Consider the following 19,786-nt stretch of genomic DNA (forward strand, 5'->3'; position numbering starts at 1 on the left):
TCAAACCGCGCTGTAACCGCCATCGACCGCCAGTATCTGGCCGGTAATATGCTTGCCCGCATCGGAAGCGAACAACAAAGCCGCGCCCTTGAGGTCTTCATCGTCGCCCAGCCGTTGCAGCGGCGAATTGCCGATCAGCGTTTCCTCGCCCAGCGCCTTGATCAGCCCCTGCGACATCTTCGAGGGGAAGAACCCGGGAGCCAGCGCGTTGACGGTAATGCCGTACCTGCCCCACTCGCCCGCCAACGCACGGGTGAAGTTCACCAGCGCGCCCTTGCTGGTGTTGTAGGCAATGGTCTGCATGGCGCCGGGCGGATTGCCGCGCAAGCCGGCGATGGAAGCGATATTGAGGATGCGGCCGTACTTGTTCGGAATCATCGAGCGTTTGCCGATCTGCTGGGTAAGCAGGAACAGGCCGCGGATGTTGAGATTGAACACCTTGTCCCAGGCCTCGGCCGGATAGTCCTCGGCCGGCGCGCCCCAACTGGCGCCCGCATTGTTGACCAGGATATCGACACGGCCGAGCTTCTCCAGCGTCGCATCGGCCAATGCGGCGATGTCGGCATCCTTCGAGCCATCGGCGGCGACCAAGTCGGCGTCTATCCCCAGTTTTTGCAGATGCGCCTGCGCCTGCTGCAATTCATCGGCCTTGCGGGCCGACAGCACGACCCGGGCGCCGTAGCTCCCCAACGCTTCGGCCATCTGCAGGCCCAGCCCGCGCGAGCCGCCGGTGATGAGTGCGGTCCTGCCGGTGAGATCGAAAATATTCTTGTCAGCCATGTTCTATGCCTTGCGAAGAGAGAGAATCAGAAAAAAGCGTCCTGCATGTCCAGTGCGGTGCGGTCCAGACTGGCCAGCAGGTCGAACTGGGTATCGACCTTGGGCAGTTCCCAGCGGAAGAAGTAACGCATGGCGCTGCGCTTTCCTTCATAGAAATCGCCTTCCTTCGCTTCCGCCGCCAAAGCTTGCTCCAGCCATATCCAGGCGATGGCGATGTGGCCGAAGGCTTCCAGATAGACGGTCGCATTGGCCAGGGTCAGCTGCGCATCGCCGGCCGACCACAAGGTGCGCGTCACTTCGGAAAGTCGCTGGAAACGCCGTCCCAGGGCATCTGCGGATTCGGCCAGGTTCTCGTGTGCCCGCGCCTTGCCGACGGTTTCGGCCACCCGGCTTGCGAGCAGTTTGAAAGCCGCGCCGTTTTCCGCCACCACCTTGCGGCCCAGCAAATCCAAGCCCTGAATACCATGCGTGCCTTCGTGGATGGGATTGAGGCGGTTGTCCCGGTAGAACTGCTCCACCTTGTAGTCGCGCGTGTAGCCGTAGCCGCCATGCACCTGGATGGCCAGGTCGTTGGCAGCCAGGCACCACTGCGAAGGCCAGCTCTTGGCGATGGGCGTGAGGATGTCGAGCAAACGCGTCAGTTCTGCGCGCTCACTGTCATCGGCGGCCACGCGGGCTTGGTCGACCAGCCGCGCGCAATACAGATTGAAGGCCAATGCGCCTTCCACGTACGACTTCTGCGCCAGCAGCATGCGTTTCACATCGGCGTGATGGACAATGCGGGTCTGCGGACTGGAAGGATCCTTGCCCTCATTGCCGATAGGACGGCCTTGCGGCCGGTTGCGCGCGTACTCCAGCGCATGCAGATAACCGGTGTAGCCCAGCGCCACCGCGCCCAGGCCTACGCCGATGCGCGCCTCGTTCATCATGTGGAACATGTAGGCCAGACCATGGTGGGCCTCGCCGACCAGATAGCCGACCGCCCCGCCTTTTCCGCCGGGGCGATGGCGCGTGCCTTCGCCGAAATTCAACAGGCAATTGACCGTGCCGCGGTAGCCCATCTTGTGGTTGATGCCCGCCAGTTGCACGTCGTTGCGCTCGCCGAGCGTGCCGTCTTCGCCGACCAGGAACTTGGGCACCAGCAGCAGCGAAATCCCTTTCACTCCCGGGATCAGCCGGCCATCCGGTCCGGGAATCTTCGCCAGCACCAGATGCACGATGTTCTCGGACAATTCGTGGTCGCCGCCGGAGATCCACATCTTGTTGCCGGTCACGCGGTACTGGGGACCGAAAGCGGATTCGCCTTCGTAATCGGCGCGCGTGGCGATGTCAGACAATGAGGAGCCCGCTTGCGGTTCCGACAGACACATGGTGCCGAAGTAACGGCCTTCCAGCTCTGGCCTGACGAAAGCCTGGATCTGCGCCTGGCTGCCGTGCGCCAGCAACAGATTGGCGTTACCCATGGTCAGCAGCGGATAGGCGCTGGTGGCGACGTTGGCGGCATATAGATAGGTCAGCCCCGCTTTCTCCACTACCGCTGGCAACTGCATGCCACCGAGCGCGTAATCGTGTCCGGCGGCGATCAATCCTGCTTCGGCGAAGGCCCGCAGCGCCGGTCCGACTTCTTCGATCAACGCGACCGACTGGCCGTCGAAACGCGGTTCGTGCTCATCGGCCTTCTGATTGTGCGGAGCGAACAGTTCGGTGGCGATGCGCTCGCAAGTATCCAGCGCCGCGTCGAAGGTTTCGCGGCTGTGGTCGGCATAGCGCTCGGCTTGGGTCAGCGATTCGACGTCCAGCCATTCGTAAAGCAGGAACTGCAGGTCGCGACGCGAAAGCAGCAGCGAGTCCATGTCTCGCCTCAACCGTTGGCGGGAAGAATACGCATCAGGCGTGCCCGGCCTGTTGCGCGAAACGCCAGCCCAGTTCGGCCAGCGGTTTGGCCTGGCGTCCGTATTCGGCCGCCTGCGGGCTACTGGCGGTGCCTTCCTGTACGCGCTTGGCGATGCCCTGCAGGATCGCGGCGATGCGGAAGAGGTTGTAGGCCAAGTAGTAGTTCCAGTCGCCGGCCGCGCTGCGGCCGATGCGCCGTTCGTAGGCGGCGACGTATTCGGATTCGCGCGGAATGCCAAGCGCTTGCAAGTCCAGCCCAGCCAGGCCGCGCATCGCCCCGCCCGGCGCGATATGCCAGCTCATCAAGTGGTAGGCGAAATCGGCCAGCGGGTGGCCCAAGGTGGAAAGCTCCCAGTCGATCACTGCCAGGATGCGCGGTTCGGTGGGATGGAAGATGACGTTGTCCAGCCGGTAGTCGCCGTGCACCAGCGATATCTGGGGACTTTCTTCTTGCGGTATGTGCAGCGGCAGCCATTCGATCAGCTTGTCCATAGCCTCGATGCTGCCGGTTTCGCTGGCCCGGTACTGGCGCGTCCAGCGATCGACCTGGCGGGAGAAGTAATTGCCGGTCTTGCCGTAGTCGGCCAATCCCAGCGCGGCGAAGTCGACACCGTGAAGTGCGGCGATGACGCGGTTGAGTTCGTCGTAGAGGGCGGTCCGCTCGGCCGGTTCCACGCCCGGCAGCGATTGCTCCCAGAAGATGCGCCCTTCCACGAAATCCATGACGTAGAAAGCGCGCCCTATCACCGACTCGTCCTCGCACAGGCAATGCATGCCCGCCACCGGAACCGCGCTGCCGGCCAGCGCAGCCTGCAGCCGGAACTCGCGCTCCACCGCATGCGCCGAAGGCAGCAGCTGCGCGACCGGCGCCGGTTTGGAACGCATCACGTACTGGCGCTGGGGGGTGCTTAGCAAATAGGTTGGGTTGGACTGGCCGCCCTTGAAGCGGGAGACCTGGATCGGACCTTCGAAGCCGGCGATGTGCTGTTGCAGATACGCGTCCAAGGCACCTACGTCGAAAGGATCCTGCGTTGCGCCGCTGGATTTCGCTTCGACGGTCATGCGTTCGCCTGGCGCGATGAAGCCGTGGATACCTGTCGAATGCGGTGACGCGCGGCTGGCATGGTCATGGGTGAGCGATCTTCAGTTCTGTATGATGGAACTAAGTTCCTGAGTATCGATCCATCGTACTGAGTGGCCTTGGTCTAAACAAGTTCAGCGCTCGCTGCACGACTCGTTGGCGAGACCACGCGCCTTTCGCGGCTTACGTAATCATCAACACAGTTCTGTGATGCGGAACTAACTGGAGATACCGGCAATGGGCAACCCCAAACGCAAGCTCGACGCCTTCAGTCCTCTCGTCGACGAACGCCATCCGCAGTTCGTCACCGCCATCGCACGCGCGTTCTCGATTCTGCGCTGCTTCGAATTCGGCACCCAGCATTTGGGCAACCAGGAACTGGCGCGGCGGACTGGCTTGCCCAAAGCCACGGTCTCGCGGCTGACGTTCACTTTGTCCTCGCTCGGCTATCTGACTTATTCGGCCGCGTTGGAGAAATATTCTTTGGGCACGGCCGTGCTGTCGCTCGGTCATGCCTTCATGAAAGGCAACGATGTGGTGGCCATCGCCCGTCCACTGATGCGCGAGCTGGCCGAGTACACGCAATCGGCGGTGATGCTGGCTGCCGCCGACGGCATGCGTATGGTGTTGCTGGAGGTTTGCCAGGGCGACCCTACTTTCCAGATGAAGCTGGAACCCGGCGCGCGCGTGCCGCATGGGTCCACGGCGCTGGGCCGGGCCGACTTAGCCTCGCGCCCGCAGGAGGTGTTCGACCGCAATCTGGCCGAGTTCGAGGCCGAGTGCGAACCGGGCCTATGGCCGAAGATCCGCAGCGGTATCGTGCGGGCGCGGCAGGACTACGAGAACTACGGTTTCTGTTTCTCGCTGGGCGACTGGAATCCGGATGTGTTCGCCATCGGCGTTCCCATGGTCTCGGCCGACCGCAGCCGGGTGCTGGCGTTCAATTGCAGCGGGCGTGTGTCGGTGATGACGCGGGAGAAGTTGGTGCAGGACTTCGGGCCATGTCTAGCAGAAAACCGCGTGCAGAAAACGCCGCCAGAGTCACTTAAGTGGAAAGCGTATCTGGCACCTTTTTCTCGTGGGGCCATTTGCCATCCGTGACGCCTGAATTAAGCCGACCCGCGAAGCGGGTTCGGCTTGAACAAATTGCTAGGCCCCGGCCGTCCAACCTTGACCCGACCCTCTAGCGCAAGCCCGCGAAGCGTTGCTGTCTGGTGCGGGCGAGAGAACAGAATGCGGACATCCCGAAACTCTCCGCCGTCAGTTAGCCTGGCAGTGCCCATTGCTACCGCATTTTTTTGCCCAGGAGTCCGATAGATCAGCTCTCTGTGAATGTACTGCACTGGAAAGATAACGCCGCCTCCAGTTGGAACATGCTCAAGCAGGAGAAGCGAAAGTTCATGACCAACACCAAGTTCAATAACAGCATCCGACGTGAGCGAAGGAAGCTGGTAGAAGTACTCGCTGTCTGGAATTGCCATAGTTTTTTTCCCGGGCCTAACCACCTAATAGATGGATCTCAGCCCATGTGACTTCGATCCGAAACGCTAGCGTAAACAAATAGGGCCGCCTCGCGGCAGCCCTAAGTGCTTGAATCAATTGGCGTCCCCACGGGGATTCGAACCCCGGTGTCCACCGTGAAAGGGTGGTGTCCTAGGCCTCTAGACGATGGGGACGCTGTGAAACTTGTTCCCTACCCCGAACAGGCCTAATTGCCGGGATATTGGTGGAGCCAGGCGGGATCGAACCGCCGACCTCCTGCATGCCATGCAGGCGCTCTCCCAGCTGAGCTATGGCCCCACGGGCTGGAAGGAGCGGAATTCTAGCTATCGCCCACCCATCGCGCAAGCTCTGTGACGAAGAAAGATGACTAATGTTTTCAGATTCGGCGCCGTGCGCAGGCGCCTACCGGCGACTTTTCAGTCCGCCGTGGCCACTTCCGCCATGTTTTCATCGCAGCGGCGCAGCGTGGCCACGCCATGGCCGCGCTCGGCCAGATATTCCAGCCACTTGCCCAGAAAGGTATTCATGCGCATGCGGTGGCCGATCAGCTCGGCCGGCGGCGGGTACATGCCGATCGCGTCCTGCCAGCGGCGGCCCACGTAGCAGTGCGTGGCCTCGGCCTGGCGCGCATCGCGGTACACGCGCACGAAGGCCGAAGGGTCCGGCTCGCCGGTCTGCGGATCGCGCAGGCCGTAGGTGAGGCGAAGCTCGACCGTATAGCGATGGGTCTGGATCACATCCAGATACAGGTCCAGCCCGTCGCCGATGCTGGACAGGTAGCGCCCCTCCACCAGATCGCCCGGTGCGAACAACCGGGTCAGCCTATTGTGGTTCTCTGCGTACAGCGCCATCAGCCAACCGAAACGGTTGAGTTTGGGGATGTTCGCAGTGCGGGCGACGGCTTGGGCCATGGCCCGATCCTACACGTTGATTCGCAATTTCGGCAGCATTGACGAATCGCGCAGAACGGCCTAATTTAAGGTTCCTCCGCACGCCATTCGGCCTGCGCGATTCCGCCGGCCTTCCAAGCACGCCGGCCTGCCCTCCCCGCCTAGAACATCTCCCGCTGCAGCCCCAGCGTGGACATCACCTTGCTGGCGATTTCCTCGATGGACGTGTGCGTGGTGCTCAGCGTGGGAATGCGCTCCATCTGGAACATGCGCTCGGCCGCCAGCACCTCGCTTTTGCAGGTTTCCAGCTTGGCGTAGGCCGAATTGGGGCGGCGCTCCTGGCGGATCTGCTGCAAGCGTTCCGGATCGATGGTCAGGCCGAACAACTTGCGCCGGTGCGCGCGCAGGCGGACCGGCAGGCGGTCGGTTTCCAGGTCCTGGTCGGTCAGCGGGTAATTGGCCGCGCGGATGCCGTAATGCAGCGCCAGATAGACGCAGGTCGGGGTCTTGCCCGCGCGGGACACGGCGACCAGGATCAGATCGGCCTCGTCGTAGTTGATGGCGATGCCGTCGTCGTGGGTCAACGCGTAATTCATCGCATTGATGCGGCGGTGGTAGGTTTCGAAATTCACCAGACCATGCGCCTGCCCCACCCGCGACTGGCGCAAGGCGCCCAGCTCCTTCTCCATCGGGTCGATGAAGGGCGCGAACACGTCCAGCATCAGCGCCCCGCTTTCGGCCAGGACCTCGCTGATGGCGGGGTCTACGTTGGAGTGGATCACGATGGGGCGTGCCTCGTGGCGCTGCCCGGCGGCGCGGATGCGTTCGGCGGCCTCGTGCGCCTTGAGCGGGTCGTCGACGAAGGAAATGCGGTCGGTGACGAAACTGAACCCGCTGAACTGGGTCAGCAGGCTGTGGCCGATGGTCTCGGTGGTGATCCCCGTACCGTCCGAGACATAGAACACAGGTCGCACGTTGGACATCGATACCACTCCTTCATCAACATGTAAACACTGGAAAATCAAGCTTGTCTGGGCTTGTCTTGCACTGCATCATAGCGATTCTTCCCATGGACACGGCCCTCGCCGTTGATCTTCGGCGAGGCGCACGACCGCTTTGGAGCGTTGCGCTTGAACCAGACCAGCTTGAATCAAAGCATCCTGTGGTTGCACGACCTGCGCCTGGCCGATCTGGCCCGGGTAGGCGGCAAAAACTCCTCTTTGGGCGAAATGATCGGCCAGTTGGCCAATCTGGGGGTTTCGGTCCCCGGAGGCTATGCGACCACTGCGGAAGCCTTCAAGGACTTCATCGCCCACAACGATCTGTCCAAGCGCATTTTCGACAAGCTGGCCACGCTGGACGTGGAGGATGTGGACGCATTGACGGTCGCCGGCAAGGAAATCCGCGATTGGGTGATCGAAGCGCCGCTGCAGCCGCAGCTGGACGCCGATATCCGCACCGCCTACGCGCAGCTGGCCGCCGACAACGGCGGCGGCGATATCGCGGTGGCGGTACGTTCCTCGGCCACCGCCGAGGACCTGCCCGACGCCAGCTTCGCCGGCCAGCAGGAGACCTTCCTCAACGTTACCGGCGCCGATGATGTCGTGCGCAAGGTCAAGGAAGTCTTCGCCAGCCTCTACAACGACCGCGCCATCGCCTACCGCGTGCATCACGGCTTCAAGCACGAAGACGTGTTCCTGTCGGCCGGCGTGCAACTGATGGTGCGCTCGGACGTGGGCGCTTCGGGCGTGCTGTTCACCCTGGACACCGAATCGGGCTTCCGCGACGTGGTGTTCGTCACTTCCAGCCTGGGCCTGGGCGAAATGGTCGTGCAGGGCGCCGTCAACCCGGACGAGTTCTACGTCTACAAACCCACCCTGCAAGCCGGCAAACCGGCGATCCTGCGCCGTTCGCTGGGCAGCAAGCTGCTGCGCATGGTCTATTCCGACCAGCCCGGCGAGCGCGTCAAGATCGAAGACACCCCGGTGGAATTGCGCAACAAGTTCTCCATCAGCGATGAAGACGTGCAAGCGCTGTCCCGTCAGGCGCTGACCATCGAAAAACACTACGGCCGCCCGATGGATATCGAGTGGGCCAAAGACGGCGTCAGCGGCAAGCTCTTCATCGTGCAGGCGCGCCCCGAAACGGTGAAGTCGCGCGCCAAGGCCACACAGATCGAGCGCTACCATCTGCTGGAACGCGGCGACGTGATCGCCGAAGGCCGCGCCATCGGCCAGAAGATCGGCAGCGGCGTGGCGCGCGTGGTGCGCAGCCTGGCCGACATGAACCGCGTGCAGCCCGGCGACGTGCTGGTGGCCGACATGACCGACCCGGATTGGGAGCCGGTGATGAAGCGGGCTTCGGCCATCGTCACCAACCGCGGCGGCCGCACCTGCCACGCCGCCATCATCGCCCGCGAGCTGGGCGTACCCGCCGTGGTCGGCACCGGCAATGCGCTGGACCATATCGAGGACGGCAAGGAAGTCACCGTCAGCTGCGCCGAAGGCGACACCGGTTTCATCTACGGCAGCACGCTGAAGTTCGAGCGCATCACCACCGATCTGGCCGACATGCCCCCCGCCCCGCTAAAGATCATGATGAACGTGGCCAACCCGGAGCGCGCGTTCGATTTCGGTCAATTGCCTAATGCGGGCATCGGCTTGGCACGGCTGGAAATGATCATCGCCAGCCATATCGGCGTGCATCCCAATGCGCTGCTGGAATACGACCGCCAGGACGCGGAAACCAAGCGCAAGATCGATGCGAAGACCGCCGGCTACGCCGATCCGGTGAGCTTCTACGTGGACCGTTTGGCCGAAGGCATCGCCACCATTACCGCCTCGGTGGCGCCCAACCCGGTGATCGTGCGCCTGTCGGACTTCAAGTCCAACGAATACGCCAACCTGATCGGCGGCAGCAATTACGAACCGCATGAAGAAAATCCGATGATCGGCTTCCGCGGCGCCAGCCGCTATGTCGATCCGTCGTTCGAACCTGCCTTCGCGCTGGAATGCAAGGCCGTGCGCAAGGTGCGCAATGAGATGGGCCTGGACAATCTGTGGGTGATGATCCCGTTCGTGCGCACGCTGGACGAGGGCCGCAAGGTCATCGAAGTGCTGGCCAAGCACGGCCTCAAGCGCGGCGATCATGCTGAAGGACAGCAGGGCCTGAAGATCATCATGATGTGCGAAGTGCCTTCGAACGCGCTGCTGGCCGACGACTTCCTGGACATCTTCGATGGCTTCTCCATCGGATCCAACGACCTGACCCAGCTCACTTTGGGCCTGGACCGCGATTCCAGCATCGTCGCGCACCTGTTCGACGAACGCGACCCGGCGGTGAAGAAGCTGCTGTCGATGGCGATCAAGAGCGCCAAGGCCAAGGGCAAATACGTGGGCATCTGCGGACAGGGCCCGTCTGATCACCCGGATCTTGCGGACTGGCTGATGCAGGAAGGCATCGAGTCGGTGTCACTGAATCCCGACACCGTGGTCGATACCTGGCTGCGGCTGGCCAAACTCAAGGCGCAATGATGCAGGCGAAGGAACCCGTCGCGACGCCCAGCGAGATCGTCAAGGACATCCGCGGCATCGACTGGTTGCAGTTGCTGGAGACCTGGGGCCTGAAGCTGTTGGGCGCTGTGCTGATCCTGCTGATCGGCATGTGGCTGGCCAAGCGGCTCAGCGCAGGGCTGGAACGCGTGCTGGGACGTGCCCATGTCGACTCCACCCTGTCCGGTTTCCTGCGCAATGTGAGCTATGCGGCGATGATGGTGCTGGTGCTGGTGACCGCACTGACTTCCATCGGCGTGCCGCCCACTTCCATGCTCGCCGTGCTTGGCGCCGCCGGCCTCGCGGTGGGCCTGGCGCTCAAGGATTCGCTGTCCAATATCGCCTCCGGCGTGATGCTGATCATGCTGCGCCCGTTCCGCGATGGCGACAGCGTGCAGATCGCGGGCCTGGAAGGCACGGTGGAAGAAGTCCGCATCTTCCAGACCCGCATGCGTACGGCCGACAACCGCCTGATCATCCTGCCCAACAGCATGATCACCACCGCGCCGATCATCAACTTCACCGCAAAACCGCAGCGCCGTATCGACATCCCCTTGACGGTGCGGTACCGGGACGACCCGGCGCGGGCAAAGGAAATATTGCTGGCCATCGCCACAGCCGACCCCCTGGTCCTGAAGGACCCTGCCCCGGCGGTGGATATCGCGCGATTGAGCGAGGGCGGCGTGGACATGACCCTGTTCGCCTGGGCCAAGACCAAGGACGTGGGCGAAGCGAAGAACCGGATCGCCGAAGCCGTGCGCAGCCAATTGCTGAGCCATGGCATGTCTTTGCCTTTACCCCCGCGCGACCTGCACGTGTATCACCACAATGCCGACGGTACGCCGCTGACCGAGATCGTCACCCGTTCGGTCGCCGACGATGGGGATGCGGTTTCCGCAAAGCCTCCGGCGTAGGGGCGCGCAGGGGCGCGTAGGAGCGACGTAAGTCGCGAAGGCTTTCTCGGGTGAACGGCCATTCCGATCGGACCGGCCTTCCTTCGCGACTCACGTCGCTCCTACAAGGCCTCTAGCCGGCCAGTTCTGCCAGATGCTTGCGGTAGTGGCGCAATTCCTCGATGGAATCGCGCACGTCGCTGAGCGCGGTATGCGCCGACTGCTTACGCACGCCTTCCAGCACGGTCGGCGCCCAACGCCGCGCCAGCTCTTTCAGCGTGCTGACGTCCAGGTTGCGGTAGTGGAAGTACTTCTCCAGCCGCGGCATCAGCCGGTGCAGGAAACGGCGGTCCTGGCAGATCGAATTGCCGCACATCGGCGAGGCATTGGCCGGCAGCCATTCGGCCAGGAACGAAACCGTCTGGACCTCGGCCTGGCCGAGCGTGACCGTGCTCTCCACCACCCGCTTCCACAGCCCCGAGCGCGTGTGCTGGGCGCGGTTCCAGTCGTCCATGGCTTCCAGCACCGCCACCGGATGGGCGATGGCGAACTCGGGGCCTTCGGCCAGCACGTTCAACTGCGAATCGGTCACCACCGTGGCGATCTCGATGATGGAGTCCTGGCCGGTGTCCAGCCCGGTCATTTCCAGGTCGATCCAGATCAGACGGTCGCTATTGGGGTTGTTGGCTGACATGCGTCGGTCTTGGTCCTTGAGGCTGCGCATCGCCGTCGGCGAGCGTGTTTTGCGGAAAGATCGCATTGTGCCGCATCATAACGCAGCTCCCCACGGGCACAGGCCATGCTCCAGAACAGCGATCAGTACACGCACTACGCCACGCTCACCGCGATGCTGGCGCCGGCTTTCTTCCTCACGGCGACGGCCTCCCTGCTGCTGTCGGCCAACAACCGGCTGGCCAGGATCATCGACCGCGCGCGTTCGCTGCTCAAGGAACTGCACACCCTGGACGACCCGCTGCAGCGGGCGCTGTACGAACAGCGCATCGCGCTGCAACGACGGCGCAGCCTGATCATCCTGCGCGCAGGCCAGTTGCTGTACGGCGCCATCAGCCTGTTCGTGGGCACCAGTCTGGCGGTGGCCGCGGACAACCTGCTGGCGCACCGGCTGGGCATGCTTCCCACCGTGCTGGCGGCATTGGGCGTGCTGGCGATGTTCGCCGCCAGCCTGTTGCTGGCGCGCGAGTCGACGCTGGCGGTCAAGGCGGTCAACGAGGAAATGGACCACCGCCATATCGCCAAACGGGAGTAGAACGCCTGTAGGAGCGGGCCCTGCCCGCGATGCTCCCCACCGATATTGCGATCAAGGGCGTCGCGGGCATGGCCCGCTCCTACATTTTCAATCCAGTAGCGGCTTGCCGCGCTTGGCCCGGAAGTAGTTGGTCAGGCGGCGCGAGGCTTCGTCGGCCAGCAATCCGGACACCACTTCGACGCGATGGTTGTGGCGCGGATCGGTCAGCAGGTCGAACACGCTGCCGCAGGCACCGGTCTTGGGATCGGAGGCCGCATAGACCAGCCGCGACACCCGCGCATGCACCAACGCCATTGCGCACATCGCGCAGGGCTCCAAGGTCACGTACAACGTGCTGCCGATCAGGCGATGGTTGCCCAGCTTCGCACCGGCACGGCGCATGGCAACGATTTCGGCGTGCGCGCTGGGGTCGTGCTCGGCCAGATTGCGGTTCCAGCCTTCGCCAAGGATTTCGCCATTGGCGCCGACAAGCACGGCGCCCACCGGAATCTCGTCATCCTCGCGCTCCGCCTTGTCGGCGAGCGCAAGCGCATGACGCATCCAAGTTTCGTCGTCTTGCGGAGGCATCACTCCCACTCGATGGTCGCCGGCGGCTTGCCGCTGATGTCGTAGACCACGCGCGAGATGCCGCGCAGTTCGTTGATGATGCGGTTGGACACCGTGCCCAGGAAATCGTACGGCAGGTGCGCCCAGTGCGCGGTCATGAAATCGATGGTTTCCACCGCGCGCAGCGCGATCACCCACTCGTAGGCGCGCGCATCGCCCACCACGCCCACCGATTTGACCGGCAGGAACACTGCGAAGGCCTGGCTGGTCTTGTCGTACAGATCGGCCTTGCGCAATTCTTCGATGAAAATGGCGTCGGCCTGGGCCAGCAGCTCGGCATATTCGCGCTTCACTTCGCCGAGGATGCGTACGCCCAAGCCGGGTCCCGGGAACGGATGGCGGTAGACCATGGCGCGCGGCAGGCCCAGCTCGACACCCAGACGTCGCACTTCGTCCTTGAACAGTTCGCGCAGCGGTTCCACCAGGCCCATCTTCATATGCTCGGGCAGGCCGCCGACGTTGTGGTGGCTCTTGATCACATGCGCCTTGCCGGTCTTGCTGCCGGCCGACTCGATCACGTCCGGATAGATCGTGCCTTGCGCCAGCCAGTTGGCGTTGGCCAGCTTGCTGGATTCCTCGTCGAAGATCTCCACGAACAGGTTGCCGATGATCTTGCGCTTGGCTTCGGGGTCGGCCACGCCTTCCAGCGCCTTGAAATAGCGGTCGGCCGCATTGACCCGGATCACCTTGACGCCCATGTGTTCGGCGAACATCGCCATCACCTGGTCGCCTTCCTGCCAGCGCAACAGACCGGTATCCACGAACACGCAGGTCAGCTGCTCGCCGATGGCCTTGTGCAACAGCGCGGCGACCACGGACGAGTCGACACCGCCGGACAGGCCCAGGATCACTTCGTCCTTGCCCACCTGCGCACGCACGCGCTCGATCTGGTCATCGATGATATTGGCCGCCGTCCACAAGGTCGCGCAGCCGCAGATATCGACCACGAAACGGCGCAGCAGCGCCTGGCCCTGCAGGGTATGGGTGACTTCGGGGTGGAACTGCACACCGTACCAGCGCTTGTCTTCGTTCGACATCGCCGCGACCGGGATGCGGTCGGTGACGGCGGTGATGGTGAAACCGGGGGGTGCCTTGGAGACATGGTCGCCATGACTCATCCATACGTCCAGACGCGTCTTGCCCGCGTGGTCGGTCAGGCCTTTGAAGAGCGTATCGGGTGCGACGATTTCGACTTCGGCATGACCGAACTCGCGCGCATCGGCCGCTTCGGTGGCGCCACCCAGCTGGGCTGCCAGGGTCTGCATGCCGTAGCAGATGCCCAGGATCGGCAGCCCGGAGTCGAACACCTGCTGCGGCGCGGCTGGGGCGCCTGCTTCGGTGGTGGATTCCGGACCGCCCGACAGGATGATGCCCTTGGCGCCGTAGGCCGCGATTTCCGCAGGATCGTGGTCCCAGGCCCAGATCTCGCAGTACACGCCGATCTCGCGGATGCGGCGGGCGATCAGCTGGGTGTATTGCGCGCCGAAATCGAGGATCAGGATCTTGTCGGTATGGATGTTGGTCATGGTTCGCGAACGCCGCCCGATCCGGCAAGTGAAAAATTAAACCCGTCATTCCCGCGAAAGCGGAAGTGCTTCATAACGGCGTAAGCCGGTCAACCCAGTGACTTTGCTCTATTGCTTGCGTAGAAAAGCTTCAAGTCGCTGGGTCCCCGCCTTCGCGGGGATGGCGACTTGTTTATTTCGCGCGGATCAGCCCATCCTGTAATTCGGCGGCTCTTTGGTGATCTGCACGTCGTGCACATGGCTTTCGCGCTGGCCCGCGCCGGTAATGGTGACGAAGCTGGGCTTCTTCTGCATCTCGTCGATGGTGGCGCAACCGACATACCCCATGGTCGCGCGCAGGCCGCCGACCAGCTGGTGGATGATGTTGCCGACCGATCCGCGATACGGCACGCGGCCTTCGATGCCTTCGGGCACCAGCTTGTCCGCATCGGACGCGTCCTGGAAATAACGGTCCTTGCTGCCCTTTTCCATCGCGCCCAGGCTGCCCATGCCGCGATAACTCTTGTAGCTGCGGCCCTGGAACAGTTCGACTTCGCCCGGCGCTTCCTCGGTACCGGCAAACAAGCCGCCGATCATCACCGTGGAGGCGCCAGCCACGATCGCCTTGCCGATATCGCCGGAATAGCGAATGCCGCCGTCGGCGATCAGTGGGATGCGGTCCTGCAACGCTTCGGCCACCATCGAGACGGCCGTGATCTGCGGTACGCCGACGCCCGCGACCATGCGCGTGGTGCAAATGGAGCCCGGACCCACGCCTACTTTGACCGCATCGGCACCGGCATCCATCAAAGCCAGCGCGGCATCGCCGGTGACGATGTTGCCGCCGATCACCTGCAGCTGCGGGAAACGCTTCTTGATCCAGGCCACGCGATCCAGCACGCCTTGCGAATGGCCGTGCGCGGTATCCACGATGACCACGTCCACACCGGCGGCGACCAGCGCTTCCACGCGCTGGTCGGTGTCGCCGCCCACGCCCAGCGCCGCGCCGACCAGCAGGCGCGTGGCGCTGTCCTTGGCGGCATTGGGGTTGTCGGTCTTCTTCTGGATGTCCTTGACCGTGATCAGGCCGCGCAGCTCGAAGTTGTCGTTGACCACCAGCACCTTCTCGATGCGGTGCTTGTGCAGCAGCTGCACCACTTCGCCGTCGCTGGCGCCTTCGCGCACGGTGACCAGGCGATCCTTCTTGGTCATGATGTGGCGGACCGGGTCGTCCAGCTTGGTTTCGAAACGCATGTCGCGGCTGGTGACGATGCCCAGCAACTGGTTGCCATCGACCACCGGCACGCCGGAGATATTGCGGGCGCGAGTAAGCGCCAGCACGTCGCCGATGGTGGTCTCAGGACCTACGGTGAAAGGGTCCTTGATGACGCCGGCCTCGAATTTCTTGACCTTGGCCACTTCGGCCGCCTGCTGTTCGACGGTGAGGTTCTTGTGCAGGATGCCGATGCCGCCCAGCTGGGCCATGGCGATGGCCAGGCGCGCTTCGGTGACGGTGTCCATGGCGGCGGAGACGATCGGCAGCTTCAGCCGCAGGTCGCGGGTCAGGCGCGTGCCGAGGTCGACATCCTTGGGCAGGACAAGGGAATGCGCGGGGACGAGGGAAACGTCGTCGTAGGTGAGAGCTTCAGCCTGGATGCGTAGCATCGGCGGACCCGTTTGGTGGGGAAGCGCGTAATTGTACTATTTCGGGGGCTGAAATGTCCCTACGCAGACGATGCAACGAAGCGTTTCGCTTCCTTCTCCCCTCGGGAGAAGAGCCTGCCCCGTACTTGATACGGGCTGCCCGAAAGGCGGATGAGGGTACGGCGGAGTCCAGTTGGTTCTCACGCTACTGACTTCGCCGTACCCTCACCCCAACCCCTCTCCCGATGGGAGAGGGGCTTTAAGCAGCGGCCTCGGCTGCTTCCAGAGTGTTCTGCATCAGCGTGGCCACGGTCATGGGCCCTACCCCGCCCGGTACCGGGGTGATCCAGCTGGCGCGTGTGGCGGCGGCGTCGAAACCTACGTCTCCGACCAGACTGCCGTCCTCCAGGCGATTGATGCCCACGTCAATGACCACCGAGCCGGGCTTGACCCACTCCCCCGGAATCAGGCCCGGACGGCCGGCGGCCACCACCAGGATGTCCGCGTCGCGCACCCGCGCCTCCAGCACCGCTGCGGGCGTGAATTTGTGGCAACTGGTCACCGTGCAGCCTGCGATCAGCAGCTCCAGGGCCATCGGCCGGCCCACGTGGTTGCTGACTCCGACGATGGTCGCGTTCTGCCCCCGCACCGGCTTGTCGGTGTAGCCCAGCAAGGTGGTGATGCCGCGCGGGGTGCACGGGCGCAGGCCGAACTCGCGCAGGGCCAGGTGGCCGACGTTCTCGGGGTGGAAGCCGTCCACGTCCTTGCGCGGGTCGATGCGGTGGATCAGGCGGCTGGCGTCGGGAATGCCGGGCAACGGCAGCTGCACCAGAATGCCGTGGACCTTGGGGTCGGCATTGAGCCTGTCGATCAGGGCCAGCAGCTCGTGTTCGGACGTCCCGGCCGGCAAATCGTGGTCGAAAGCCTCGATGCCGACCTTCTCGGCCGCGCGGCGCTTGTTGCGCACATACACGGTCGAAGCCGGGTCGCCCCCGACCAGCACCACCGCCAGGCCCGGGCGCGGCAGGCCTGCGGCGACGCGGGCGTCGACCTTGGCCTTGAGTTCGTCGAGCAGGTTCTCGGCGATGCGGCGGCCGTCGAGGATGCGGGCGGTATGGGCGCTGGGGGAAGCTGGGGTCATCTAGGGCGCGGGTGTAAAGTCGTTGGACCCTATTGTCCCCGATTCAGCCATGTCCGACACCACCGAACTCGAAGCCGCCGCCTTCCGCCGCCTTTTGCAGCACCTCAACGTCGAACGCAGCGACGTGCAGAACATCGACCTGATGATCCTGGCCGGCTTCTGCCGCAATTGCCTGTCCGACTGGTACCGCGAGGCTGCCGAAGCCGCCGGACAGCCGATGAGCAAGGACGAAGCGCGCGAGCGCGTGTACGGAATGCCGTTCGCGGAATGGAAGGCGAAGTTCCAGCAGGAAGCTACGCCGGAGCAACTGGCCGCATTCGCCCAGGCGCAGCGGCGTCACGGCTGATGGGGATGCTGAAGAAGTCGCTATTGGGAGTCGCTGCGCTGCCTGTGCTCGCCTATAGCGGCATCTGCGCCCTGCTCTTCTTCAAGCAGCGCGAGCTGATCTATTACCCAGGCCAAACGCAGATCGCCGTGCAGGAGACGGACTTCAGTCTCGTACACGACGGCGTCACCCTGCGCGGCTGGCGATTGAATCCCGGCAAGACCAGGGCTGTCATCTACTTCGGTGGCAATGCCGAACGCCTGGAGATGTCGCGCGCGGAATTCTCCGAATTGTTTCCCGACCGCACCGTCTACCTGGTTTCCTATCGCGGCTACGGCGCAAGCGAAGGCAAACCGGACCAGGCCGCCCTGTTCGGCGATGCGCTGGCACTCTTCGACGAAGTGAACGAACAGCACCCGACCGCCATCGCCGTCGTCGGCCGCAGCCTGGGCAGTGGCGTAGCCAGCTATGTCGCCTCGCACAGGCCGGTGGAAAGACTGGCGCTGGTGACCCCGTTCGACAACCTCGCGGCGGTGGCGCAGTCTCACTATCCGCTGTTTCCGGTGCGCTGGTTAGTGCGCGACAGTTATGATTCCGCCCGCTACCTGACGCAGTACCGCGGCCCCTTGCTGGTGCTGCGCGCAGGCCGCGATGAAGTGATTCCGCCGGCCAATACGGACAAATTGCTGGCTTCGCTGGCAGGCGTGCCGCAGGTGATCGACTTTCCACAGGCCGACCACAACAATATTTCGGACGATCCGCGCTACGCCGCGGCCTTGCGCGATTTTCTGCGCTAACCCGTGCGCGAATCCGGATCGGGACTGTTGATGATGTCCGCGGTTTCCTTGTTCAAGGCCTGTCCTTCGCGCTTGGGCGTGGTGAACGGCGTCGGCGTGGGCTTGGGAGCGTTGCCCAACATCAACGGAATGCCGGCGCGAACGTCCCCGGCCGCCATTTCCAGTTCGAAACGTTCGGCATCCCGGCGTCGGATCTCGGTGGCGATGCGTTCGGCCTCTTCTTGCGCGACTCCCAGCTCGACCAGCGCCGCGGCGCCGAAATCCACCGCCGATTCGAATGTCTCCCGGATCTGGTAATCCACACCGGCGTTGATCAGTTCAAGCGAATGTTCGCGGTCGTAGGAGCGCACCAGCAGCCGCGCCTGCGGGAACTGCGCCTTGGCCAGCTCCACGATGCGCGTGGCCGCGGTCTTGTTGTCGATGCACACCGCGATCGCGCGCGCGCTGTCCGCGCCCGAAGCGTGCAGCACGTCCAGCCGCGTGCCGTCGCCGTAATAGATCTTGAAACCGAACTCCTCGGCGCTGCGGATCATCTCGATGTCGGTGTCGATGATGGTCACGTCCACGTCGCGCGCCAGCAGCGACTGGCTCATGACCTGGCCGAAGCGGCCGAAGCCGATGATCAGCACGCTGCCGCTCAGCCCGCGCGCCTCGTCGATGCCTTCTAGCGACTCCTGCGCCTTCGGCATGACGCGCTTGAGCAGGATCACGAACAACGGCGTCAGCACCATCGACAGCACCACGATGGCGGTGAGGTTGGCGTTGACCGTGGCGTCGATGACACGGGCGGCAGCGGCCGCGGAGAACAGCACGAAGGCGAATTCGCCGCCCTGCGCCATCAACACCGCCCGATCCAGCGCTTCGCGGTGCGGACTGCGGGTGAGGCGCGCCACCACGTAGATGCACAACGCCTTTACCGCCATCATCGCCAGTACGCCGGATGCGATCAGCGGCCAGTTGCGCGCCACAACGCCCAGATCCAGCGACATGCCGACGCTGAGGAAGAACAGGCCTAGCAGGATGCCGCGGAAAGGCTCGATGTCCGCTTCAATCTGATGGCGGAAAGTGGATTCGGACAACAGCACCCCCGCCAGGAACGCACCCATCGCCATCGACAACCCGCCGATCTGCATCAACAGCGCCGAACCCAGCACCACCAGCAGCGCCGCCGCGGTCATGACCTCGCGCGCCTTGGCCGACGCCAGTATCCGGAACAAGGGATTGAGTAGCCATATGCCCGCTGCGATGAGTCCGGCGAGACTGGCCACGCCAATGCCGATGCTGATCCACCTGGAGCCATCGGCATGATCGGGTACCACCGGCGAGATGAAGGCGACAATCGCCAGCAGCGGCACAATCAGCAGATCTTCGAACAGCAATACCGACACGATCTTCTGCCCGCGCGGCAGCGCGATGTCGCCGCGTTCGCCCAGCAATTGCATGACGATGGCCGTCGAGGTGAGCACGAAACCGGCCGCGCCGACGAACGCCACCGGCACGCTGAAGCCATAGCCCAGTCCGACCCCCGTCAACGCGACCGTGCATACCGCAATCTGCAGGCTGCCCAATCCGAAGATCTGCCGGCGCAGGCCCCACAGGTGCGAGGGCCGCATCTCCAGACCGATGACGAACAGGAACATCACCACGCCCAGTTCGGCCACGTGCAGGATGGATTGCGGGTCGGAAAACCAAGCCAGACCGAACGGACCGATCAACAGACCGGCCGCCAGATAGCCCAGCACCGAGCCCAGGCCCAGGCGCCGGAAGATGGGCACTGCCACCACGGCGGCGCCCAGCAGGGCGACAACCTTGATCAGATCGCTGGAGACGGCTTCTGTGGCCAAACTGGATTTCCTGCGGCGGGCATTACAGGTTAACCGCTGCCAGCCGCGATTCCGAGTCCGGACGAA

18 protein-coding genes and 2 tRNA genes are annotated in these 19,786 nt (G+C 63.7%); 6 read left to right on the top strand and 14 right to left on the bottom strand.

The annotated features are described in order from the left end of the window. From BLR66_RS03250 to BLR66_RS03260, 3 genes are read right to left on the bottom strand one after another with little or no spacing between them, the layout of a single operon-like run. Window positions 1-780, bottom strand: a complete 780-nt coding sequence (locus BLR66_RS03250; protein ID WP_093280187.1) for an SDR family oxidoreductase — start codon at window positions 778-780, stop codon at window positions 1-3. A 26-nt stretch (window positions 781-806) separates the two neighbouring features. Continuing rightward, window positions 807-2,633, bottom strand: coding sequence for an acyl-CoA dehydrogenase (locus BLR66_RS03255; RefSeq protein WP_093280188.1), 1,827 nt, complete (start codon window positions 2,631-2,633; stop codon window positions 807-809). A 34-nt stretch (window positions 2,634-2,667) separates the two neighbouring features. Further along, window positions 2,668-3,735: a phosphotransferase gene (locus BLR66_RS03260; protein ID WP_093280189.1), complete on the bottom strand. Its 1,068-nt coding sequence runs from the start codon at window positions 3,733-3,735 to the stop codon at window positions 2,668-2,670. 256 nt (window positions 3,736-3,991) lie between these two features. Between BLR66_RS03260 and BLR66_RS03265 the strand changes: the two genes are divergently transcribed. Further along, a complete protein-coding gene (locus tag BLR66_RS03265) occupies window positions 3,992-4,855 on the top strand; it encodes an IclR family transcriptional regulator (RefSeq protein ID WP_093280190.1) in 864 nt (287 codons plus the stop codon). A gap of 8 nt (window positions 4,856-4,863) precedes the next feature. Here the strand turns inward: BLR66_RS03265 and BLR66_RS18780 are convergent, their stop codons facing one another. The 5 genes from BLR66_RS18780 to BLR66_RS03285 form a co-directional block, all read right to left on the bottom strand. Further along, complete coding sequence (locus BLR66_RS18780; RefSeq protein WP_143014536.1) at window positions 4,864-5,235, bottom strand: hypothetical protein; 372 nt, start codon at window positions 5,233-5,235, stop codon at window positions 4,864-4,866. Between the two features lie 119 nt (window positions 5,236-5,354). Next, window positions 5,355-5,430, bottom strand: a tRNA-Glu gene (locus tag BLR66_RS03270). A gap of 48 nt (window positions 5,431-5,478) precedes the next feature. Further along, window positions 5,479-5,554: transfer RNA gene (locus tag BLR66_RS03275), tRNA-Ala, on the bottom strand. Between the two features lie 119 nt (window positions 5,555-5,673). Beyond that, entirely contained in the window at window positions 5,674-6,168 is a 495-nt protein-coding gene (locus tag BLR66_RS03280; RefSeq protein WP_093280191.1) for a DUF1249 domain-containing protein, read from the bottom strand. Between the two features lie 140 nt (window positions 6,169-6,308). After that, the gene (locus tag BLR66_RS03285; RefSeq protein WP_093280192.1) at window positions 6,309-7,130 is read right to left on the bottom strand and encodes a posphoenolpyruvate synthetase regulatory kinase/phosphorylase PpsR; all 822 of its coding nucleotides are present in this window, start codon (window positions 7,128-7,130) and stop codon (window positions 6,309-6,311) included. Window positions 7,131-7,292: 162 nt separating this feature from the next. Here BLR66_RS03285 and ppsA point away from each other — a divergent pair, with 162 nt between their 5' ends. Together ppsA and BLR66_RS03295 are read left to right on the top strand one after the other, a co-directional pair. After that, on the top strand, window positions 7,293-9,680 hold the full coding sequence (gene ppsA, locus BLR66_RS03290; RefSeq protein ID WP_093284262.1) for a phosphoenolpyruvate synthase: 2,388 nt from the start codon (window positions 7,293-7,295) through the stop codon (window positions 9,678-9,680). Then, entirely contained in the window at window positions 9,680-10,612 is a 933-nt protein-coding gene (locus BLR66_RS03295) for a mechanosensitive ion channel family protein (RefSeq protein WP_255402284.1), read from the top strand. The genes ppsA and BLR66_RS03295 overlap by 1 nt, the downstream gene beginning before the upstream one ends. A gap of 112 nt (window positions 10,613-10,724) precedes the next feature. Here BLR66_RS03295 and orn read toward each other — a convergent pair whose 3' ends face one another. Then, the gene (gene orn / locus BLR66_RS03300) at window positions 10,725-11,285 is read right to left on the bottom strand and encodes an oligoribonuclease (protein WP_093284266.1); all 561 of its coding nucleotides are present in this window, start codon (window positions 11,283-11,285) and stop codon (window positions 10,725-10,727) included. 105 nt (window positions 11,286-11,390) lie between these two features. Here orn and BLR66_RS03305 point away from each other — a divergent pair, with 105 nt between their 5' ends. Next, window positions 11,391-11,858 (top strand): DUF2721 domain-containing protein, encoded by a 468-nt coding sequence (locus tag BLR66_RS03305; protein WP_093280194.1) that lies wholly within the window; start codon window positions 11,391-11,393, stop codon window positions 11,856-11,858. A gap of 87 nt (window positions 11,859-11,945) precedes the next feature. Here BLR66_RS03305 and tadA read toward each other — a convergent pair whose 3' ends face one another. From tadA to folD, 4 genes are all read right to left on the bottom strand, one after another. Further along, window positions 11,946-12,425 carry a tRNA adenosine(34) deaminase TadA gene (tadA, locus tag BLR66_RS03310; RefSeq protein WP_093280195.1) on the bottom strand — a complete coding sequence of 160 codons (480 nt, stop codon included), beginning with the start codon at window positions 12,423-12,425 and terminating at the stop codon, window positions 11,946-11,948. Beyond that, entirely contained in the window at window positions 12,425-13,990 is a 1,566-nt protein-coding gene (gene guaA / locus BLR66_RS03315; protein WP_093280196.1) for a glutamine-hydrolyzing GMP synthase, read from the bottom strand. The genes tadA and guaA overlap by 1 nt, the downstream gene beginning before the upstream one ends. Before the next feature lie 186 nt (window positions 13,991-14,176). Beyond that, window positions 14,177-15,634, bottom strand: a complete 1,458-nt coding sequence (gene guaB, locus BLR66_RS03320) for an IMP dehydrogenase (protein ID WP_093280197.1) — start codon at window positions 15,632-15,634, stop codon at window positions 14,177-14,179. A 238-nt stretch (window positions 15,635-15,872) separates the two neighbouring features. Further along, window positions 15,873-16,754, bottom strand: a complete 882-nt coding sequence (gene folD, locus BLR66_RS03325) for a bifunctional methylenetetrahydrofolate dehydrogenase/methenyltetrahydrofolate cyclohydrolase FolD (protein WP_093280198.1) — start codon at window positions 16,752-16,754, stop codon at window positions 15,873-15,875. A gap of 31 nt (window positions 16,755-16,785) precedes the next feature. Here folD and BLR66_RS03330 point away from each other — a divergent pair, with 31 nt between their 5' ends. Then, window positions 16,786-17,100, top strand: a complete 315-nt coding sequence (locus BLR66_RS03330; protein WP_176943813.1) for a DUF1244 domain-containing protein — start codon at window positions 16,786-16,788, stop codon at window positions 17,098-17,100. Continuing rightward, window positions 17,100-17,876, top strand: coding sequence for an alpha/beta hydrolase (locus tag BLR66_RS03335; RefSeq protein WP_255402286.1), 777 nt, complete (start codon window positions 17,100-17,102; stop codon window positions 17,874-17,876). Before BLR66_RS03330 ends, BLR66_RS03335 begins: the two co-directional genes overlap by 1 nt. On the opposite strand, the gene BLR66_RS03340 is transcribed toward BLR66_RS03335, so the two are convergent. Beyond that, window positions 17,873-19,720 (bottom strand): monovalent cation:proton antiporter-2 (CPA2) family protein, encoded by a 1,848-nt coding sequence (locus BLR66_RS03340; RefSeq protein ID WP_093280200.1) that lies wholly within the window; start codon window positions 19,718-19,720, stop codon window positions 17,873-17,875. The two genes, BLR66_RS03335 and BLR66_RS03340, sit on opposite strands and share 4 nt — an antisense overlap. Window positions 19,721-19,786 lie beyond the last annotated feature (66 nt).

The sequence above is a fragment of the Pseudoxanthomonas sp. CF125 genome, from assembly GCF_900104085.1.
In the GTDB taxonomy this organism is placed as follows: Bacteria; Pseudomonadota; Gammaproteobacteria; order Xanthomonadales; family Xanthomonadaceae; genus Pseudoxanthomonas_A.

Bases quoted from the DNA above. Each gene is read 5' to 3' on its own strand.
- BLR66_RS03280 (WP_093280191.1), bottom strand. From the start codon at position 6,168: ATGGCCCAAGCCGTCGCCCGCACTGCGAACATCCCCAAACTCAACCGT.
- BLR66_RS03255 (WP_093280188.1), bottom strand. From the start codon at position 2,633: ATGGACTCGCTGCTGCTTTCGCGTCGCGACCTGCAGTTCCTGCTTTAC.
- BLR66_RS03260 (WP_093280189.1), bottom strand. From the start codon at position 3,735: ATGACCGTCGAAGCGAAATCCAGCGGCGCAACGCAGGATCCTTTCGAC.
- guaA (WP_093280196.1), bottom strand. From the start codon at position 13,990: ATGACCAACATCCATACCGACAAGATCCTGATCCTCGATTTCGGCGCG.
- BLR66_RS03295 (WP_255402284.1), top strand. From the start codon at position 9,680: ATGCAGGCGAAGGAACCCGTCGCGACGCCCAGCGAGATCGTCAAGGAC.
- folD (WP_093280198.1), bottom strand. From the start codon at position 16,754: ATGACCCCAGCTTCCCCCAGCGCCCATACCGCCCGCATCCTCGACGGC.
- BLR66_RS03305 (WP_093280194.1), top strand. From the start codon at position 11,391: ATGCTCCAGAACAGCGATCAGTACACGCACTACGCCACGCTCACCGCG.
- guaB (WP_093280197.1), bottom strand. From the start codon at position 15,634: ATGCTACGCATCCAGGCTGAAGCTCTCACCTACGACGACGTTTCCCTC.
- BLR66_RS18780 (WP_143014536.1), bottom strand. From the start codon at position 5,235: ATGGCAATTCCAGACAGCGAGTACTTCTACCAGCTTCCTTCGCTCACG.
- BLR66_RS03335 (WP_255402286.1), top strand. From the start codon at position 17,100: ATGGGGATGCTGAAGAAGTCGCTATTGGGAGTCGCTGCGCTGCCTGTG.
- BLR66_RS03285 (WP_093280192.1), bottom strand. From the start codon at position 7,130: ATGTCCAACGTGCGACCTGTGTTCTATGTCTCGGACGGTACGGGGATC.
- BLR66_RS03265 (WP_093280190.1), top strand. From the start codon at position 3,992: ATGGGCAACCCCAAACGCAAGCTCGACGCCTTCAGTCCTCTCGTCGAC.
- tadA (WP_093280195.1), bottom strand. From the start codon at position 12,425: ATGCCTCCGCAAGACGACGAAACTTGGATGCGTCATGCGCTTGCGCTC.
- orn (WP_093284266.1), bottom strand. From the start codon at position 11,285: ATGTCAGCCAACAACCCCAATAGCGACCGTCTGATCTGGATCGACCTG.
- BLR66_RS03250 (WP_093280187.1), bottom strand. From the start codon at position 780: ATGGCTGACAAGAATATTTTCGATCTCACCGGCAGGACCGCACTCATC.